The sequence below is a fragment of the Variovorax sp. DXTD-1 genome, from assembly GCF_003984625.1.
GTDB lineage: Bacteria > Pseudomonadota > Gammaproteobacteria > Burkholderiales > Burkholderiaceae_C > Variovorax.
This window is the reverse complement of sequence record NZ_RWKH01000010.1, coordinates 149,952-167,405: the sequence shown is the minus strand read 5'-3', so window position 1 is coordinate 167,405 and position 17,454 is coordinate 149,952. Positions and strand designations below refer to the sequence as shown.

The window sequence follows — 17,454 nt, the reverse complement described above, 5'->3', positions numbered from 1 at the left end:
TAAGTCGGGCTTCCTACACCGTTTTTGCGCTTGACAAACGGCTGCAAACTGCTTTTCCGGGAAAACCAGTTCACCAACGCGTGCCCGCAGCCGCGTCACGATTTTTCAACCGCGCAAGGCACGGGATTGCGCATGCACCGCCTGCACCAGCGCCGCCACGTGGTCGGGCGGCGTGAACTGGCTGATGCCGTGGCCCAGGTTGAAGATGTGGGTCGACCCCTTGGCCGAGCCGGCGTGCGGCTTGCCGAAAGCTTTGAGCACCTTGGCAACCTCGGCCTCGATCTGCGCGGGGGGCGCGAACAGCACGTTGGGGTCGATGTTGCCTTGCAGGGCCTTGGCCTTGTCGTCATTGCCTTCACCGACCAGGCGGCGCGCGGCCGCAAGGTTCACGGTCCAGTCGACGCCGAGCACTTCGCAGTCGAGTTCGCGCATGGCTTCGAGCCACAAGCCGCCGCCCTTGGTGAACACGATGCGCGGCACGGGCTGCCCATCGGCGCCATTGCGCTTCAGGCCGGCCAGCACGCGCGCGGTGTAGGCAAGGCTGAATTCCTGGAACGCGCCGTCGGCGAGCACGCCACCCCAGCTGTCGAACACCATCACGGCCTGCGCGCCGGCGTCGATCTGCGCATTGAGGTAGGTGGCCACGGAGTCGGCGTTGACCGCGAGCAGGCGGTGCATGAGGTCGGGGCGGCTGTAGAGCATGCTCTTCACGAGCCGGTAGTCGCTGGAGCCCGCGCCTTCGACCATGTAGCAGGCGAGCGTCCAGGGGCTGCCCGAAAAACCGATGAGGGGCACGCGGCCGTCGAGCGCTTTGCGAATCGACGCCACGGCATCGAACACATAGCGCAGCTTGGCCATGTCGGGCACTTCGAGCGCGGCAACGGCGGCTTCGTCGCGCACGGGTCGTGCAAAGCGCGGGCCTTCGCCGGCCTCGAACGAAAGGCCCAGGCCCATGGCGTCGGGCACGGTGAGGATGTCGGAAAAAAGAATGGCGGCATCGAGCGGATAGCGTTCGAGCGGCTGCAGGGTGACTTCAGTGGCGTAGTCTGTGTTGGTCGCCAGCCCCATGAAGCTGCCGGCCCTGGCGCGGGTGGCCACGTACTCGGGCAGGTAGCGACCGGCCTGGCGCATGAGCCAGACGGGGGTGTGGTCGGTGGCCTGGCGCCAGCAGGCCCGCAGGAAAGTGTCGTTTTGCAATGGGGCGAAAGGCATGTCCTGATTGTCGCAGGGGGAGGCGCTGTTGTTCTTGGCGCTGCTGTTCAGGGCGTGTGCCCAGGCCACCGGGTACTCCCCTCCGCGAATGTCCCCCGCCTTCGGCTCCTCCTTTATTTCGCTGCGCGGAGCACCCGATGCCCTGTGCACCGGGGCACGCTGCTCGTGAACCAGAACTTAGACCACCGGCACCCGCCCCGAATCCGCAGGATTCACCTGCCGCCGATACAGCAACAACGTGGCCATCAGCCCGCAGACCGCAGCGGCAGTCATCCATAGACCCGGCGCGCCCTTGTCGCCCGTCATCTCGATCAGGCCGGTGGCGATGGCCGGTGTGAAACCGCCGAAGAGCGCCGTGGCAAGGCTGTAGGCCAGTGAAAAGCCGGCGGTGCGCACGTTGACCGGCATCACCTCGGTGAGTGCCACCACCATCGCGCCGTTGTAGCTCGCGTAGAGGAACGAGAGCCACAGCTCCACTTCGAGCATGCGCGCGAAGCTCGGCGCACCTACCAGCCACTTGAGCGACGGGTACGCGGTGAGGATGGTCAGCGCCGTGAACAGGATCAACAGCGGCTTGCGGCCCACACGGTCGGAGAGCGCGCCCATGATCGGCAGCCAGATGAAGTTGGAGATGGCCACGCAGAGCGTGACGATGAGCGCATCGGTCGTGCTCAGGTGCAGCACCGACTTGCCGAACGTGGGCGTGTAGACCGTGATCAGGTAGAACGACACCGTCGTCATCGACACCAGCATCATCCCTGCGACCACGAGGCCCCAGTTGGCGATCATCGACTGGAAGATTTCGCGCGCATCGGGCCGGTGTTTGCGCGCCATGAACTCCTCGGTCTCTTGCAGCGAACGGCGGATGACGAACAGCACCGGCACGATCAGGCAGCCGACGAAGAACGGAATGCGCCAGTAGAAGTCGCCGATCTCCTGCGAGGTGAAGGTCACGTTGAGCCAGTAGCCGAGCGCCGCCGCCACGACGATCGCGACCTGCTGGCTGGCCGATTGCCAGCTCACATAGAAGCCCTTGCGCCCCGGCGTGGCCATTTCGGAAAGGTAGACCGACACGCCGCCCAGTTCCACACCGGCCGAGAAGCCTTGCAGCAGCCGGCCGACCAGCACCAGCAGCGGTGCTGCAAAGCCGATGGTGGCGTAGGCCGGCACGCAGGCGATAAGCAGCGTGCCGAGCGCCATCAGCGCGAGCGTGACGATCAGGCCCTTGCGGCGGCCCACGCGGTCGACATAGGCGCCGAGAAAAATCGCGCCCAGCGGCCGCATCAGGAAGCCCGCGCCGAAGGTCATGAAGGTCAGCATCAGCGAGGCGAACTCGTCGCCTGCCGGGAAGAAGGCCTTCGAGATCTGCGTGGCGTAGAAGCCGAACAGGAAGAAGTCGAACATCTCCATGAAATTGCCGCCCGTCACGCGCAGGACGGTGGCGAATTTCGAGGAAGAGGAGGAAGAGGACGTCGAAGCAGCGGCTGTGGCGGCGGCGGTGCCTGGAGCGGGGCGGGCGGCTGGCCCCGGTTGCGCGGCGGTGTGCGCAGGATTCATCTCGTTGTCCCCTTGGGCGAAGTAGTTCGCCCAAGGGTAGGCCGGGGTTCCCGACCGCTGCCTGACCACCGCGGTCAGGTACCTGTCATTGCCGGTTTTTACTTCAGGTCTTGTATTTGACCGAGCAGCCGTACGGCCGCGTCGAGGCTGCCGAGATCGGCTTGCCGCCGAAGGCTTCGCCGAGCGCCTGGTTCACGTAGTTGGTCGCGCTCTTGATGTCGTCGGGCCGGGCCGAGGCAATGCTGTCGATGCCGCCCGCGTACACCAGCACGCCCTTGGGATCGATGATGAAGATGTGCGGCGTGGTGCGCGCACCGTAGGCCTGGCCGATCACGCCGTCCTCGTCCATCAGCACCGCGGTGGGCGCGGCCTTTTGCGACTTCATCCATGCATCGAGCGCGGCGGGCTGCAGGTAGTCGCTGGCCGCGCGCTCGGTGGAGTTGACCGACAGCCAGACCACGCCCTGGGCCGTGGCCGATTTTTGCGTCGCGGGCATGTTGCCGCTGTTGTAGTGCTTGCGCACGAAGGGGCAACCGGGGTTGGTCCACTCGAGCACCACGAACTTGCCGGCGAAATCGGAGAGCTTGTGCTTGGCGCCGCTGGTGTCCACGGCAACGAAATCGGGTGCCTGCTGGCCCACGGCGGGCGCTGCAAAGGCGTTGTTGCCCATCAGGAAGGTGGCGCCGAGCGCCACGGCCGCTGCCACGACGGCGCGGCGCGAGGCACGGGTGAGGGCGGCGCGGGCGTGGCGCGCGGCACGAATGGAACGCGAGTCGGACGATGGCGAAAGTGACATGGCCAGCTTGAACTCCAGAATAAAAAAACAAACAACGGCGACAGCTTAGAGCGCTTTGCTCAAGTGCATGTGACAACCCATGTCACGCCGGGGGTCAAAGCGCGGCCAGCGCTGCGCGAACCTCGTCCTTGCCCAGGATTTCGGTCAGGACGACCGGCGGCTTGCCGGGCGCCTGCAGCACATACAGCGGCACGCCGCTGCGCCCGAGCGAGGTCAGGGCGGCGGTAATCGCGGGGTCGCGGCGCGTCCAGTCGGCGCGCAGCATCGCGACCTTCTTGCCGTCGAAGTCGGCCAGCACCTCGGCATCGGCGAGCGTGGCCTTCTTGTTGTACTGGCAGGTCACGCACCATGCGGCCGTGAAGTCGATGAACACCGGCTGCCCCGCGCCCGTGAGTTCGGCCACGCGTTCGGCCGACCAGGGCTGCCAGCGCTGGCCGGTGCTTGATGCGAGCCTGGCCGGCTCCACCGTCTGCAGCACGTTGCGGCCGATGGCCGCGGTGAGCACCGCGGTAAAGGCGACCAGCACCGTGGCAATGACCAGCCGCGTGCGGCCGCGCAGCGTCAGCGCCCAGACGATGGCGGCCATGCACACCAGCAGGGCGAGCAGCGTGCCCGCGCCGTCGATGCCGCTTTGCTGCCCCAGCACCCACACCAGCCACGCCACGGTCGCGAACATCGGAAACGCCAGCAGCCGGCGCAGCGTGTTCATCCACGGGCCGGGCTTGGGCAGCAGCCGCGCAATGGCCGGAACGAAGCCCGCCACCAGGTAGGGCAGCGCCAGCCCGAGGCCCAGCGCCGCGAACAGCAGCAGGGCCTGCGCGGCGGGAAGGCCGATGGCAAAGCCGAGCGAAACGCCCATGAACGGCGCAGTGCAGGGAGACGCGATCACCACCGCCAGCACGCCCGAGAGAAAGTCGTTGGCAATGGGGTGCTTGGCCTGGGCGGAACACACCGACAGCGGTGCCGCGCGGCCGAACTCGAAAACGCCCGCAAGGTTGAGGCCGATGAGCGTGAACAGCGCCGCCAGCGCCGCCACCACGGCCGGCGATTGCAACTGGAAGCCCCAGCCAAGCTGCGCGCCCGCCGCGCGCAGGGCGAGCATGGCGCCGCCGAGCGCGAGGAACGAGAGCATCACGCCCCCCGTGTAGGCCAGGCCCGCCGTGCGGTGGGCGCTGCGGTTGCCCGCCTGCCGCGCGAAGCCCAGCACCTTGATGGCCAGGATGGGGAACACGCAGGGCATGAGGTTGAGCAGCAGGCCACCGAGCACGGCGCCCAGCAGCGCGACGACAAAGGTGCCGGCGGGCTGGGCCGGCAGGTCCGCGGGTGGCGCCGGGGCGGCAACCGCATTTGCCGCATTGGCGGCAAGCGCGGCCTGCAGCGCGGGCGACACCTCGGCGCGCGGCGCGGCGGTGGGCCAGGTGCCGCTGACCGGCGCCTCGGTCCGCCAGGCCACCGGCTGGCCGGGCTGCCTGTCGGCTTCGGCCAGCGTCACCACCAGCGGCAAGGTCGTGGGGCTGGCGCTGCGCTGGTCGGCCAGCGGCAAGGTGGCGGTCCAGGTGCCGCCCTGCCAGCTTTGCGTCCAGTCCTTGCCCGAGACCGCCGCGGTGCGGATCAGCTCGGGCGTTTCAGGGAAGAAGCCAAGGGTCTTGCCCTGCGCGGCCGCCGGCAGGCCTTCGAGCCGCACCTGCAGGTTGTTGCCGCTGACTTCCACGGTGCCCGGCTTGTCGAGCGGCTGCGGCTGTGCGGCCTGGGCCGCGTCGAACTCGGCCTTGTGCAGCGCGGTCGAGCCCTGCAGCGGCAGGGCCAGCGTGAACTCGCCTTCCTCGGGAATGCATTCCTTGCGGCACACCAGCCAGGTGGCCTTCAGGCGGATGTCCAGGCCCGACGCGCCCGTGCCCAGCGCCAGCGGCGGCTTGAAATTGCTCGACACCTCGAGCGGCACCGGCAGCAGCACTGTGCCCTCGTAGCCGTAGTTGGCCAGGTTGCCGATCGGGATCTTCTTCGGCACCGGCCAGGCGATCTCGCCGGCGGCGACGCCCGCCGGGAGTGTCCAATTCAACTCGGTCGGCAAGCCGGAATCGCCGGCGTTCTTCCAGTAGGTGTGCCACTCGGGCTGGTGGGTGATCTGCAGCCCGACCCAGACCGGTGCGCCCGGGGACACGCCGTCGGGCGCATGTGCGACCAGTTCGGCGCGCACGTGGGGGGTGGTGACGACAGCACCTGGCTTGGAGGCCAATTGCGCGGCAGCCGGCATGTAGGCTGCGGCGGTTGCTACCAGAAACGTAGCTAGAAAATGAAAGCGGGAGAGGATCATGCCGATCAGTCGGAGCGGGCGGGCGGTGCGAAGTTCCAGGCGGTAGGGCGGTCTGGGGCGCTCAAGCGGCCCAGCCCAGCACCACGCGGCGGCTGTTGGCGCTCTTTTTCTCGATCTTGGTGACCATCACCGCGCCAATCTCGGCAGTGTTTGCAACATGCGTGCCGCCGCAAGGCTGAAAGTCGATCTGCGCCTCGGGTGGCACAGCAGATGGCTCGCGGTATGAAAGCGCATCAGCCGATGGCGGCGCTCCCAGTCCAAGCGCGCCGTCACGGTGCCGCCCGGCCTCAGCGCGGCCAGCAGTTCGGCTTGCCCGGGCGCCGGCACATGAACGAAGTCACTGGTGGGCTGGCCGTCTTCATCCTTGGCCTTGCGGGTATCGGCGATGACCACTTCGCGGCCGTCGGCCAGCGCCAGCACGCCTGTGTCGCCGGCCTGTCCGCCGCCCAGGGGGTAGAACACGGTGCGGTCCAGCACGATGCCGGTGTCGTCGATGCGCAGGATGCGGGCTTCGCAGGCGCGCAGGTACGCGTCGGCGCGGAACAGGTCGTCGGTCATGTGGCGATGGTAGCGGCGATGCGTGAATGAGGTGCGCCCACGCCAAAAAGCGCCCATGACCGACAGTCCATGCAGGCGCCGTCCGCATGATTTGTCTGGATGCGGCCTGGTTGCCGCACGCAACAACCAAGGAGAGCGAATGAAGGTTCCTGACATCGCCGTTTCCTCGCTGGCCTCCAAGGCCACTGTGACCGCAGCGGCGGCCGCCGCGCTGGCGCTGGCCGGCTGCGGCGAAACCGCCAAGCTGGCGCCCGAAGCCACCGTCGGGCCGCGCCCGCAGCTGGCTGAGCCCAACAAGACGCTGATTCCCACCGTCAACGTAGCCCCCGCCGTCGGCTGGGCCGATGCCGCCGCCCCGAAGCCCGCCACCGGCTTGCGCGTGCAGGCGCTGGCACGCGGGCTGGACCATCCGCGATGGGTGTACACCCTGCCCAACGGCGACGTGCTGGTGGCCGAAAGCAACAAGCCGCCCAAGCCGGAAGGCGCCGACAGCAACAGCGGCCCCATGGGCAAGATCCGCAAATGGGTCATGGACAAGGTCATGAGCCGCGCCGGTGCCGGCGTGCCCAGCCCCAACCGCATCACGCTGCTGCGCGATGCCGACGGAGACGGCGCCGCCGAGGTGAAGCAGGTGTTCCTGTCGAACCTGAGCTCGCCGTTCGGCATGGCGCTGGTCGGCAACGAGCTTTTCATTGCCAACGCCGATGCGCTCGTCAAGGTGCCCTACACCGAAGGCCAGACCTCGGCGAGCGCAGCGCCCACGGTGGTGACGCCGCTGCCCGCGGGCATCAACCACCACTGGACCAAGAACGTGATCGCCAATGCGGAGGGCACCAAGCTCTACGTGACCGTGGGCTCCAACAGCAACATCGGCGAGAACGGGCTGGCCGCCGAAGAGGGGCGTGCCGCCATCTGGGAGGTGGACGTGAAGAGCGGCGAGAAGCGCCTGTTTGCGAGCGGCTTGCGCAACCCGAACGGCTTGGCCTGGCACCCCGAGACCAAGGAGCTCTGGACCGTGGTCAACGAGCGCGACGAGATCGGCAGCGACCTGGTGCCCGACTATCTCACCTCGGTGAAGGATGGCGCCTTCTACGGCTGGCCCTGGAGCTATTTCGGCAACCATGTAGATGCGCGCGTCACGCCGCCGAACCCGCAGATGGTCGCCAAGGCCATTGCGCCCGACTACGCCCTGGGCTCCCACGTCGCGCCGCTCGGCCTCGTCTTTTCGGACGGCCGGGGCATGCCGCCGCAATTTGCGAGCGGCGCCTTCATCGGCGAGCACGGCTCGTGGAACCGCAAGCCGAAGTCGGGCTACAAGGTGGTGTTCGTGCCCTTCACCGGCGGCAAGCCCAGTGGCCCCCCGGTCGATGTACTGACCAGCTTTCTCTCGGCCGACGAGAAGGCGCAGGGCCGGCCCGTGGGCGTGGCGCTCGACAAGAGCGGCGCGCTGCTGGTGGCCGACGACGTGGGCAACGTGGTCTGGCGCGTGTCGGCTGCGAAATAGCGGCGGGCGCCTTTCGCGCTTATCGGCGTTGTTGTTGCGGAGGGCGGCCGATGCGGTAGAGCCGATGCCGGCGCAGCGGGTGCCCCTCGGGCACGGCCGGGTGGTCGAAGGCGCCTGCCACGTCTTCATGCATGCCGATGCGTTCCATCACGGCGGCCGATCGTAGGTTGCCGGCGGCGGTGAACGCCACGATTTCGTCGAAGCCGAGCCGTTCGAATCCGACTTGAAGTGCGCCGCGCGCAGCCTCGCTTGCGAGCCCCTGGCCCCACCACTTTCTGGCGAAGCGCCAGCCGATTTCCACGCAGGGTGAAAAGGGCAGCGTGGCCAGCGGCACGTTCAGGCCCGTGAAGCCTGCAAATTCGCCGGAATCCTTGTGTTCGACGGCCCAGAAGCCCCAGCCGTTCTCATCGATGCGCGCCTTCAGGCGTTCGGCCATTGCATCGCTGTCGTCCCGCGTGGGGAGCGGCAGCAGAAACGCCATGACTTCCGGGTCGGCCGCGAGCGCGGCAAAGGGCGCGAGATCGCTCTCGCGCCACTGCCGCAGCCGAAGGCGCGGGGTTTCGAACTCGATCAGGGGCTGGAGCTGGGTGATTTTGTCGGCCATGCAGCCGATTGTGCTCAGAACCCCGCGAGCACCACCTTGCCCTGCGCGGTGCCGCTTTCGATCAGCGCATGCGCCTTGCGGAGGTTGGCCGCGTTGATGGTGCCGAAGCTCGCGTTTGCCGTGGTGCGGATGCGGCCCGCGTCGACCAATGCGGCCACTTCGGCCAGCAGCGCGCCTTGCTCGGCGATGTCCGGCGTTTCGAAGCGCGAACGCGTGAACATCATTTCCCAGTGCAGCGAGATGCACTTGGTCTTGAGCGGCATCGCGTCGAGCGTCGGCAAGTCGTCGATCACCGCCAGCTGGCCCTGGGGCTTGAGGCTTTCGATGATCTGCGCGTAGTGCTGGCCCGTCTGCGTGAGGCTTGCGACCATGTCGACCTCGCCGATGCCCGCGGCCTTGAGCTCGGCCGCGAGCGGCTTCGAATGATCGATGACCGCGTGCGCGCCCAGCGCTAGGCACCACGCCCGCGTCTCGGCGCGCGAAGCCGTGGCCACCACCCGCAGTTGCGTGAGCTGGCGCGCGAGCTGGATCAGGATCGAACGCGCGCCGAGAGTCGGTTGATCAGCGTGTCGCGCAGTGGGCCTGCGGGCTCGGCCTCTAGGCCAGCAATTGCTATCCAGTCGCGTTCGTCTTCACCTAGCTCATGGGCGATTGATCCTGCGAGTGTTGGGCTGAGCCGACCACGCTTGGCGGCGTTGGTGAGCGCTGAGGGATGGATGTTCAGGGCTCGTGCGAGGTGAGACGCTTTGCGGGCGGTCAAGGCTCGATTGAGTAGTTCGATGGTGTGCGGCATAGGCGAAGTTTCTCACGGGGTGTGAAAAAAGTTGTTGACAGGGTGTGAAAGTCGCAACTACATTAGTTTCACACCCTGTGAAATTAGGAGCCGCCAATGTCCCTGTCTCAAGTCTCTTTCGCTGCGCACGCGCAACGTCTCGTCTGTCCTCCCCCACCTGCTTCGGCTAACGGCTCGGTTCTGAGCTTGGCGGCTCCTGCTGAGCCCGGGGTGGGGGTGGACACCTCTCACGTGCGTCTTAGTGGCACTCAGCAGTGGGCCTATGACTGGCTTCGTTTGGTTGGCCCGGCTGGTGCGAGTCGGCGTGCTTACCGTGGTGCTCGCGTTACTACCGGGACGATGGCTTCTCTTGTCACGCGAGGGCTTGTCGAGCCGTTTCGGGATGAAGACGGTCGGTATTTCTGGCGTGTTGTCGGGTGTGCGTCGTGACCCCCGCTCAACGTTGGTCCCTCATCCGCAGCCGCGAGTTCTGGCTGCAACGCTGGTTGTTCTGACGTGCCAGCGTTGCGCCCTGTGAGGGCTATCCCGCTCACCCACGGAAGGCTTCGGCTGGGGTGCATCGGGCGCAACGCTGGCACGTCGCCGCAACCCGCCGCAAACAGCGGTTTTTAGGAGCCTCTCATGTCTCAATTCAGTTCCATCATTGAAGTCCTCGCCGTCGAAAACGAGGAGCGCAAAAGCAAGCGCACCGGCAACACCTACACCCACTTCGCCGCACGCTGCGTGCTGCGTGACGACAAGGGCGGGGTGGTCACGGTCGGCACGCTGCGTAGCGATCAGATCGTTCCTGAGCTTCGCGACCAAGTGAAGGTTGGCCTCTACGCCGCAACCTTCTCCCTGCGCGTGGCCGACTTCGGCGACCAGAAGGGCGACATTGTGTCGATCCTCACCGGCTTTGTGCCCGCACAAGGCCGCATGCCGCAACCCGTCGCACAGAAGGCCGCGTAATGCCCGCCGCGCTCGCCTTGCTGCTCGCTGGCTTCCTGGTCGGTATGGGCCTCTGTGGGTTCATTTGGGCCGCTGGTGAGCGTGCTGCGCGTCGAGAGCGCATCGAACGCGCCCGCCGTCGCGATCACAGCAAGGTTCCCTCGCTCAACCGTTTGTAGGAGTCGCCATGGCCGCTATCGATATCTCGCCTGTCGCTGATTTCGTTCTGGAGAACATCCAGGCTGTCTCGCTCGTCGGTGTGGCGTGCCTCGGCATCTGGGGTGCGATCAGTGCCTTCAAGGTACTGCGCGAGATGCTGAGCTTGGGCGGTGGTGGCGGTGTTCCCTTGTCTGCTGCGGGGCGTATGACGCGTGCACGTGAGCATGCTGAGTCGCTGGCCGCGATGGGGCACGGGCAATCGGCGGCATATGCCGAGAACGCGGCCGTGAGCGCATATGACGCCGGCTACATGGGGCGTGCGTTCGATGAGTCGTGGGGTGATGAGGCGCGTGAGCGTTACTCACAGGCTCAAGCGGACCGTTCGGGGGATGTGGCGAAAGGCTGGAAGTGATGCGCTGGCTCATCCGAACCTTTGGCCGTAGCTTCGTCTGGAAGCTCGGCGCACTCGCCGCAGTCGCGGTGGTCGGTGTCGTCAAGGCCTTCTATGGCTGATCCCACCGTCATCGATTGCGCATCTGCGTGCACCGTCACCGTGGTGCACGAACTCTCTTTGCCTCCGCTCCAGCTCACGCTGGAGGAAGGCGCACAAATCGCGCTCGCCATCGGCGCGGTCTGGGTCGTTGGATGGGCCGTGCGAATGGTCCTGAAGACGCTCAGTACTTCTGATGGAAATCAACCTGAGTAGGAAAAACTGAAATGAACGCAAACGTCATTCGCGGCCTCGTTGCCGCTGGTTCGCTGGCCCTCGTCGGTGGCGCAAACGCTGCTGCTGTGGACGTCGCTGCTGTCGTTACCGACATCGGCGCACAAGCCGCGCCCGTGGGCCTGATCGGTGTGGCCGTGCTGCTGATCTACGGCGCTGTGAAGGCCTTCAAGTGGGTGCGTTCGGCCCTGAGCTGATCCCCCGCTGAGCGCATCTGCGGGGACGCCTGCAGGTGCCTTGTTCAAAGCAGCCGCACCGGCTGCTTCGCACAGGGCAGGCACCATGGGAATCTTCATCCTCATCGCAATTCTTCCGGCGCTATGGCTCATCTTTACCGCCTGATCATTGCCGTCGTCTTGGCGGCTTTTTCGTTCTCGGCGCACGCGGTGATCCCTACGCAAACGGGGTGGCATGTCGATCTGACGTTGTTTGGTCGTTATGTTGAGGCGACGGGTGTGACTATCGATGAGGCGTGTGCGGCGTTGGTGCCGAAGACGCAAGGTGCGTACGTGGCCGGTGGCGGCGATCCGGCTAACGCCTATACCGCGTCGAAGATTTTTAACGGGGCCTGCTATCAGACTCTCACCCAGAATTCGAATTCAGCGGTGTTGGCTAACTCTTTGGCCAATGGCTATACCGTTGCTGGTGTGTGTCCTGCGAACAGCACAGCGGTCACGGGTGGGTGTCAGTGCACGAGCCCTTACGTCGAGAACGCTGCGCATACAGCGTGCGAGGCTCCGCCTGATTCTTGTTTCGCGTTGAAAGGTGCGATTGTTGGGGAGATTGAATGGGCGTCTACGACGAAGGCAGCTAATTGGGCCTGTCTCGGCGGGGCTGGTGGGAACGCGACGTGCCAGACCGTGGCGGTGTGTGACTACACCTCTCAGGTGCCTGGGCAGACCGGTTGGACGTGTCGCGGCATTGCCTACATGAGCGGCGCTAGATCGTCTGCGTGTACGGGGAATGGTGAGACGGCGGAGAGTCCCTCCCCTGCGCCGGTAGCTGATCCGGTGAATCCTGACAAGGTGCCTGTGCCCGGGCAACCTGCACCGGCGCGTTGTCCTGCAGGTCAGGCGCCGGGCACGGTCAACGGCACGCGTATCTGTGCGCCAGTCGGGCCCGACACTGGCACAAGCACTCCCGCGCCGGGCAGCGGAACCACGACGACGAACAACAGCGACGGTAGCTCTACCACGAGCACGACGACGGGTCGCACTGAGTGCAAGAACGGGCAGTGCACGACGACGACGAACAACACCACCACCACGATCAATGCGCCGGGTAATGGCACCTGCCCTGCGGGTCAGACCTCGGGGACGACGACGGTCAACGGTGAGAGTCGCACGACGTGTACAGGCACGGCGACCAGTGCGTCGACGGGGTCGCAGTCCGGGTTCTGCGAAAAGAATCCGAAGGACAAGCAATGCGGTGGCGATGGCGCTGACACGAGCTTCGGTGGATCGTGCGCAAGCGGCTTCAAAGCAGTAAGCGATGACGCGGTGTTGAACGCCATGGCCGAGGAACAGCACAAGCGCAATTGCGAGGTGATGCGCACCGACACTGAGCCATCGACGTGGGTTACTGCCGAAGGACAGAAGACGGATAACGCCATGAAGGACAACCCGAACAACAGCACCGTGAGCATCGGGCCGGGCAACTTCGATACGAGCGATGCGCTCGGCGGTGGCGGTTGCAATCTGAACAAGACAGTGGTGGTGCGCGGCTACTCGGTCGCGCTGCCCTTCAACGTGCTCTGTGATCCGCTTGCGGTCCTCGGGCAAATCCTCGTCGCCGTGTCTCTGTTGCTTGCGGCGCGCATCGTCACTAGGGGGTAGTCATGCCGGCCATCATTGCGCTATTGCTGCGCGGTCTTCTCTGGGTTTCGGGCAGCATCGCCGGGCAGGTGCTGTTGCGCTTGGGTATCGGCGTGGTGACCTTCACCGGGGCCAATGCGAGCCTTGCGTGGTTGAAGTCGCAGGCCGTCTCCGCACTACAGGGCATGGGTGGTGAGTACGTCGCGTTGCTGTCGCATATGAAGGTGGGCGTGTGCATCAGCATCATCACGAGTGCGATCGTTGCACGTGCTGTCATGCAGGGCATCACGAGCGACATCGTGAAGCGTTGGGTAGTGAAGTAATGCTCTACCTCCGTACCGGTGCCAATGGCTCCTGCAAGTCCCTCTTCACCCTCAAGGACGTGCGCGACAAGCAGCTTGCCGAGCTTCGTCCGGTCTGCGTAATCGTCGGCGATGCCGAAGACCCGACACGGCAGTACGTGAAAATCAAGCCGTCCGTGATGAAGCAGTTCGGTTGGACGACTTGCGAGTTCAAAGATTGGTGGGCGCAACCCGATGGCACGATTTTCCTCGGCGATGAATGCCACAACTACCTGCCGAAGCGGCCCAATGGCTCTGCGGTGCCGCAGTCGGTCAGCAGGCTCGCCGAGCATCGTGCACGCGGCTTCGATTTCTACCTGCTCACGCAGCACCCCAGCAACATCGATAGCTTCGTGACCAAGCTCATCGGCTCGCCCGGTTGGCACCAGCATCTGAAGCGTGCGTTCGGTGCGTCCAACATGACCAGCGTGCTCCAGTGGTCGGCGGTCAACAACACCTGTGAGAAAGACGGCGCGGGCAAGACTGCCCAGGTCGATATGCGGGGCCAGCCGAAGGAGGTCTACGACTGGTATGAGAGCGCCGAGCTTCACACTGGCAAGCGCAAGATTCCGCGTCAGTTCTGGATGGTTGTTCTCGGTGTGCCTGTGGCCCTCGCCATGTTCTGGCTTGCCGGCAAGTTGCTTTGGGACCGTACGGGCGGTAAGGCGCCTGTCACAGTAGCCGCGGGGCCGGTGGCCGGTGGAGCGGTCGCGGGCTCGGGTCAGTCCAGCACGCGGCCGCAGACCACCCTGGAATACGTGTCCGCGTATCGCCCTCGCATCGCGGGCTTGATGCATACAGCACCGGCCTATGACAAGCTGACGGAACCAAAGCGCGTGCCCGTGGCTGCGGCGTGCATTTCGATGCCGTCGAAGGGTTGCAAGTGCTTCACGCAGGACGCCACGCCGTATCCGGTCGATCAGGCCATGTGTGAGGGCTTGGTGCGACACGGTGCCTTTTATGCGTTCGCGGTGGAAGGTGAGCGCCGGGACACGCCGCGCGTCGATACCCCCCGCCATGCCCCGGAAACGGTCTTTCCTGCGCCTTCGGGCATCACGCTGATCGACAGCGGTGGCAAGGCGCCCGGCGCGCCTACGGAGGTCGTAGCGTCCCCGGCCCAGCAACCCCGCGTCCAGCCGGGGTCCAAGTGGTCGTTTCAGACCGCAGGCCAATGAAGCGCGCTCCTACTGCTAAGCGGATGTTCCATGGCGTGCAGCCATGGCCGGTGGATCGCGTGCGGGCCGTAGGCACGTCGCAGGGCGTGGCCGTGTGTGGTCGTGGACGCGATGGGGCACGCGCGGAAGTGGCCGAAGGACCAGCACGCAGTGCGGGCCGAGGCCGCGCGCAGCGCGGCCTAACTTGTTCTTAGAACACTTTGGAACACCACACAAATGCGCCGCTTCTCTGTCGCAGTTTCTGATGATCTTTTTCGCCGCATCGATGCCATTGCGGAGTTCAAGGGACGCTCTGGCCGCTCGTGGAATTACGGTCGTCCTTGGTCTCGTGATCGCACGGCGGCGTGGCTCATCGAGGAGGGCGTTCGTCTGCTCGAGGAGTTGAATCAACTGCCGGCAGATCCGGCGGCAAGTGGTTCATCGCCCAGGTCATTGAATCAGGTGGTTGACAAACGTTGACCAAAAAAAGACCCGGCAACGCGTCAACGTTCCGGGTCGGATCGGCATCGAGAACTTAGGAGAACACCATGCCAATGGAGCGATATGTTAATGGGCTTCTGCTACGCGGGGAAGTTATCCCCGACAAGTGGGTTATCCGCACGTGGGAATGCAATGGCGTCATGGAGCGCAGCGCCGTGCCGTATGTCGGCTGGGAGGTCGTCTACGATCACGGGTTCAAACAGGACGGCTGGGTGCCCGGCGAGGGCTTGGAATACGGTGTGCTTCCGACTTCGTCGCGTTTGGACAGCCGCGAGGTTGAGCTAGCTGCCAAGCGAAAGATCGCCGATGCTGAGGAACAGGCTGAGCGCGATGCCCAGGTGCTTCGCAAGTCGGCCTCGCGCTCCAAAACGACTGCGCGCAGAGGCATCATTGCCGAGCGCTTCAATGAATTGATGACACTCACATACCGGCGTAGTCAGCCTGACCGTGCGCTGTGCAAAAAGCACTTCAAGGAATGGGTTCGTCGCATGAAGCGTGCGCTCGGTGGGGAGTTCCGATACGTCGCAGCATTCGAGCGGCAGGAACGCGGATCGATGCACGTTCACCTAGCCTGTCACAGACTCTCGAGGCACGTTCTCTATGGCGGTGTACCGATTAAGAGCTTTGAGCTTGGTACGCGCATTTGGCGGTCCATCATTGGTGATGACAACGGCCTGTGCTTCGTGGGTGGCAAGGATCGATTTGGCAGGCCTCGCCGTGGGCATATGAGCTTGGCCCGCATGGCCGCCTACGTCTCGAAATACATCCTCAAGGATTACGAGGATGTGCCCTCGGGTGAGAACCGCTTCAGCCGCAGCATCGGTGCGCCAAAGGTCGAGATTGAGACGGTCGTTGTTGATTGCTCCTTTGCCGATCTCATTGGGCTGGTCTACGACTACAGGGAGCGGGATTCGGTGCTTGCTCTTCGCCCTGGGCGCTTCAATGATCGGCTGTGGTTTTGCAAAGAGGCGGGGCAACCTCCGCCCCTCGTGCACTAGTCGGCGCGGAAGTCGGGCAGGTGTGCTGTTGTTGCTGCGCGCTCTCGTGCTGGTTCTCTTCCTGCTCGCTGGCCTTGCTGTGCGTCTCGGATGCCGTCGCGGATGCCTGCGCGGATCGCGTAGTAGAGCGCCATGAAGAGCAGCGTGATAACGATGCTGCTGATGATGATTTCGAACAGCATGGCCTGAGCCATGGCGTTCTCTAGCTGACGTAGTTGCCTATCCATTCCCACTCCTCTTTCGTTACATGTTTGGCCTGTTTTTCGTCCAGTATCGCTGCAAGATTTTGAAGCATCGGTTACATATTGATGGTCGATTTCATACAGGGGGCGAGTCGGGATGCTGATTGGCTATGCGAGGGTTTCGACGACGGATCAGGAAACGCGTTTGCAGAGGGATGCGCTCAGGGCGGCAGGGGTGACCCGCATCTATCAGGAGAAAGGGTCGGGCGTCGGTCCTCGGCCTGAGTTGCACCGGGTGCTCGCTACTCTTCAGCCGGGAGACGTGCTTGTGGTGTGGAAGCTTGACCGGCTTGCTCGCAGCATGAAGCAACTGTGGGACGTGGTTGACCGTGTTAAGGCGCGAGGTGCAGGCTTTCGGTCGTTGACAGAGCCCATTGATACGTCAACCCCTCTCGGGGAATTTGTTCTCTCTGTGCTCGGTGCGCTGGCGCAGTTTGAGCGGTCCTTGATCCGTGAGCGATCAGTTGCAGGGCAGGTAGCAGCGATGCGGCGGGGGGTCCGTTGGGGAGGTCGGAAGCCTGCGCTTGCTGTTCGTGAGGTCAGTGAGCTTTTGAAGCTCTGGGATACCGGGCTGTTCACGATGCAGCAACTCGGTGAGGGATTTGGGGTGTCGAGGTCGACGGTGTCGAACTATCTTAATCCTCGTGGGCCACGTCAGGATCGGAAGCGATTGCCGGTGCTAGGTGCCTATCTTTCGGCGTCGGATGAATAAGGATCGAACCGACGCCGCCCGCGCCGCCGGTAACCAGCAGCGTCTGCCCCGCGCCGCCGCCCTTCGGCACCTTGAGACGGTCGAACAGCAACTCGTAGGCGGTGATGGTGGTCAGCGGCAGTGCGGCAGCCTGCGCATCGTCAAGGCTCTTGGGCGCGAGGGCCACGATGCGCTCGTCGACCGCATGCAGTTCCGAATTGGTGCCGGGTCGGACGATCGAGCCGGCGTAGTACACGCGGTCGCCGACCTTGAAGTTCTTCACCCCGGTGCCGATGGCCTCGACCGTGCCCGCGGCGTCCCAGCCCAGCACCTTGGCCTGGCCGGCTTCGGGCGCCATGTTCTTGCGCACCTTGGTGTCGACCGGGTTGACGGAGATGGCTTTCACACGCACCAGCAGGTCGCGCGGACCGACCGCGGGCGTGGGCAATTCGATGTCCTGCAGCGACTCGGGGTTGTCGACGGGGAGGGACTGGTAGTAACCGATGGCTTTCATGTCGAAGGACCTTTCTTGAACGATGGCTCGACTGTAGGATGGCAAATGAAA

Annotated in this window: 17 protein-coding genes and 3 pseudogenes; 11 read left to right on the top strand and 9 right to left on the bottom strand. The window is 64.8% G+C overall.

All coding sequences use genetic code 11. The annotated features are described in order from the left end of the window. Window positions 1-105: 105 nt before the first annotated feature. The 5 genes and pseudogenes from hemE to EJI00_RS11900 all read right to left on the bottom strand — a co-directional run bounded on the left by hemE (window position 106) and on the right by EJI00_RS11900 (window position 6,437). Window positions 106-1,212 carry a uroporphyrinogen decarboxylase gene (gene hemE / locus EJI00_RS11920; RefSeq protein ID WP_126747739.1) on the bottom strand — a complete coding sequence of 369 codons (1,107 nt, stop codon included), beginning with the start codon at window positions 1,210-1,212 and terminating at the stop codon, window positions 106-108. A gap of 177 nt (window positions 1,213-1,389) precedes the next feature. After that, on the bottom strand, window positions 1,390-2,769 hold the full coding sequence (locus EJI00_RS11915; protein WP_126747704.1) for an MFS transporter: 1,380 nt from the start codon (window positions 2,767-2,769) through the stop codon (window positions 1,390-1,392). 103 nt (window positions 2,770-2,872) lie between these two features. Continuing rightward, on the bottom strand, window positions 2,873-3,565 hold the full coding sequence (locus EJI00_RS11910) for a redoxin domain-containing protein (RefSeq protein WP_185868119.1): 693 nt from the start codon (window positions 3,563-3,565) through the stop codon (window positions 2,873-2,875). Window positions 3,566-3,659: 94 nt separating this feature from the next. Then, complete coding sequence (locus tag EJI00_RS11905) at window positions 3,660-5,879, bottom strand: protein-disulfide reductase DsbD family protein (protein WP_409514015.1); 2,220 nt, start codon at window positions 5,877-5,879, stop codon at window positions 3,660-3,662. 61 nt (window positions 5,880-5,940) lie between these two features. After that, window positions 5,941-6,437, bottom strand: a pseudogene (locus EJI00_RS11900) (alanine--tRNA ligase-related protein). 139 nt (window positions 6,438-6,576) lie between these two features. Here EJI00_RS11900 and EJI00_RS11895 point away from each other — a divergent pair. Continuing rightward, entirely contained in the window at window positions 6,577-7,941 is a 1,365-nt protein-coding gene (locus EJI00_RS11895; RefSeq protein WP_126747702.1) for a PQQ-dependent sugar dehydrogenase, read from the top strand. Between the two features lie 19 nt (window positions 7,942-7,960). On the opposite strand, the gene EJI00_RS11890 is transcribed toward EJI00_RS11895, so the two are convergent. Further along, complete coding sequence (locus EJI00_RS11890) at window positions 7,961-8,545, bottom strand: GNAT family N-acetyltransferase (protein WP_126747700.1); 585 nt, start codon at window positions 8,543-8,545, stop codon at window positions 7,961-7,963. 14 nt (window positions 8,546-8,559) lie between these two features. Next, a pseudogene (locus EJI00_RS11885) lies at window positions 8,560-9,093 on the bottom strand (zinc-binding dehydrogenase); the annotation flags it as partial. Window positions 9,094-9,959: 866 nt separating this feature from the next. On the opposite strand from EJI00_RS11885, the gene EJI00_RS11880 reads away from it, so the two are divergent. From EJI00_RS11880 to EJI00_RS11840, 9 genes are all read left to right on the top strand, one after another. Further along, window positions 9,960-10,286, top strand: a complete 327-nt coding sequence (locus tag EJI00_RS11880; protein ID WP_126747698.1) for a hypothetical protein — start codon at window positions 9,960-9,962, stop codon at window positions 10,284-10,286. Window positions 10,287-10,452: 166 nt separating this feature from the next. Further along, on the top strand, window positions 10,453-10,836 hold the full coding sequence (locus EJI00_RS11875; RefSeq protein ID WP_126747696.1) for a hypothetical protein: 384 nt from the start codon (window positions 10,453-10,455) through the stop codon (window positions 10,834-10,836). A 93-nt stretch (window positions 10,837-10,929) separates the two neighbouring features. Then, window positions 10,930-11,130, top strand: a complete 201-nt coding sequence (locus tag EJI00_RS11870; protein WP_126747694.1) for a hypothetical protein — start codon at window positions 10,930-10,932, stop codon at window positions 11,128-11,130. An 11-nt stretch (window positions 11,131-11,141) separates the two neighbouring features. Continuing rightward, window positions 11,142-11,345 (top strand): major capsid protein, encoded by a 204-nt coding sequence (locus tag EJI00_RS11865; protein ID WP_126747693.1) that lies wholly within the window; start codon window positions 11,142-11,144, stop codon window positions 11,343-11,345. A gap of 123 nt (window positions 11,346-11,468) precedes the next feature. Continuing rightward, window positions 11,469-12,983 (top strand): hypothetical protein, encoded by a 1,515-nt coding sequence (locus tag EJI00_RS11860; protein ID WP_126747691.1) that lies wholly within the window; start codon window positions 11,469-11,471, stop codon window positions 12,981-12,983. 2 nt (window positions 12,984-12,985) lie between these two features. Further along, window positions 12,986-13,285: a DUF2523 domain-containing protein gene (locus EJI00_RS11855; protein ID WP_126747689.1), complete on the top strand. Its 300-nt coding sequence runs from the start codon at window positions 12,986-12,988 to the stop codon at window positions 13,283-13,285. Then, on the top strand, window positions 13,285-14,478 hold the full coding sequence (locus EJI00_RS11850) for a zonular occludens toxin domain-containing protein (RefSeq protein ID WP_126747688.1): 1,194 nt from the start codon (window positions 13,285-13,287) through the stop codon (window positions 14,476-14,478). The genes EJI00_RS11855 and EJI00_RS11850 overlap by 1 nt, the downstream gene beginning before the upstream one ends. Window positions 14,479-14,694: 216 nt before the next feature. Beyond that, a complete protein-coding gene (locus EJI00_RS11845) occupies window positions 14,695-14,937 on the top strand; it encodes a hypothetical protein (RefSeq protein ID WP_126747686.1) in 243 nt (80 codons plus the stop codon). Window positions 14,938-15,005: 68 nt separating this feature from the next. Continuing rightward, window positions 15,006-15,956, top strand: a complete 951-nt coding sequence (locus EJI00_RS11840; protein ID WP_126747684.1) for a hypothetical protein — start codon at window positions 15,006-15,008, stop codon at window positions 15,954-15,956. Here EJI00_RS11840 and EJI00_RS11835 read toward each other — a convergent pair. Continuing rightward, window positions 15,953-16,150 carry a hypothetical protein gene (locus EJI00_RS11835; RefSeq protein WP_126747682.1) on the bottom strand — a complete coding sequence of 66 codons (198 nt, stop codon included), beginning with the start codon at window positions 16,148-16,150 and terminating at the stop codon, window positions 15,953-15,955. The two genes, EJI00_RS11840 and EJI00_RS11835, sit on opposite strands and share 4 nt — an antisense overlap. 145 nt (window positions 16,151-16,295) lie before the next feature. Between EJI00_RS11835 and EJI00_RS11830 the strand changes: the two genes are divergently transcribed. Beyond that, window positions 16,296-16,910 (top strand): recombinase family protein, encoded by a 615-nt coding sequence (locus tag EJI00_RS11830; RefSeq protein WP_126747680.1) that lies wholly within the window; start codon window positions 16,296-16,298, stop codon window positions 16,908-16,910. On the opposite strand, the pseudogene EJI00_RS11825 reads toward EJI00_RS11830, so the two are convergent. Next, window positions 16,906-17,403 (bottom strand): annotated as a pseudogene (locus EJI00_RS11825) (alcohol dehydrogenase catalytic domain-containing protein); the annotation flags it as partial. The gene EJI00_RS11830 and the pseudogene EJI00_RS11825 overlap by 5 nt on opposite strands. Between the last annotated feature and the right edge of the window lie 51 nt (window positions 17,404-17,454).

Coding starts and splice junctions, on each gene's coding strand:
- hemE (WP_126747739.1), bottom strand. CDS start 1,212: ATGCCTTTCGCCCCATTGCAAAACGACACTTTCCTGCGGGCCTGCTGG.
- EJI00_RS11915 (WP_126747704.1), bottom strand. CDS start 2,769: ATGAATCCTGCGCACACCGCCGCGCAACCGGGGCCAGCCGCCCGCCCC.
- EJI00_RS11910 (WP_185868119.1), bottom strand. CDS start 3,565: ATGTCACTTTCGCCATCGTCCGACTCGCGTTCCATTCGTGCCGCGCGC.
- EJI00_RS11905 (WP_409514015.1), bottom strand. CDS start 5,879: ATGATCCTCTCCCGCTTTCATTTTCTAGCTACGTTTCTGGTAGCAACC.
- EJI00_RS11895 (WP_126747702.1), top strand. CDS start 6,577: ATGAAGGTTCCTGACATCGCCGTTTCCTCGCTGGCCTCCAAGGCCACT.
- EJI00_RS11890 (WP_126747700.1), bottom strand. CDS start 8,545: ATGGCCGACAAAATCACCCAGCTCCAGCCCCTGATCGAGTTCGAAACC.
- EJI00_RS11880 (WP_126747698.1), top strand. CDS start 9,960: ATGTCTCAATTCAGTTCCATCATTGAAGTCCTCGCCGTCGAAAACGAG.
- EJI00_RS11875 (WP_126747696.1), top strand. CDS start 10,453: ATGGCCGCTATCGATATCTCGCCTGTCGCTGATTTCGTTCTGGAGAAC.
- EJI00_RS11870 (WP_126747694.1), top strand. CDS start 10,930: ATGGCTGATCCCACCGTCATCGATTGCGCATCTGCGTGCACCGTCACC.
- EJI00_RS11865 (WP_126747693.1), top strand. CDS start 11,142: ATGAACGCAAACGTCATTCGCGGCCTCGTTGCCGCTGGTTCGCTGGCC.
- EJI00_RS11860 (WP_126747691.1), top strand. CDS start 11,469: ATGGCTCATCTTTACCGCCTGATCATTGCCGTCGTCTTGGCGGCTTTT.
- EJI00_RS11855 (WP_126747689.1), top strand. CDS start 12,986: ATGCCGGCCATCATTGCGCTATTGCTGCGCGGTCTTCTCTGGGTTTCG.
- EJI00_RS11850 (WP_126747688.1), top strand. CDS start 13,285: ATGCTCTACCTCCGTACCGGTGCCAATGGCTCCTGCAAGTCCCTCTTC.
- EJI00_RS11845 (WP_126747686.1), top strand. CDS start 14,695: ATGCGCCGCTTCTCTGTCGCAGTTTCTGATGATCTTTTTCGCCGCATC.
- EJI00_RS11840 (WP_126747684.1), top strand. CDS start 15,006: ATGCCAATGGAGCGATATGTTAATGGGCTTCTGCTACGCGGGGAAGTT.
- EJI00_RS11835 (WP_126747682.1), bottom strand. CDS start 16,150: ATGGCTCAGGCCATGCTGTTCGAAATCATCATCAGCAGCATCGTTATC.
- EJI00_RS11830 (WP_126747680.1), top strand. CDS start 16,296: ATGCTGATTGGCTATGCGAGGGTTTCGACGACGGATCAGGAAACGCGT.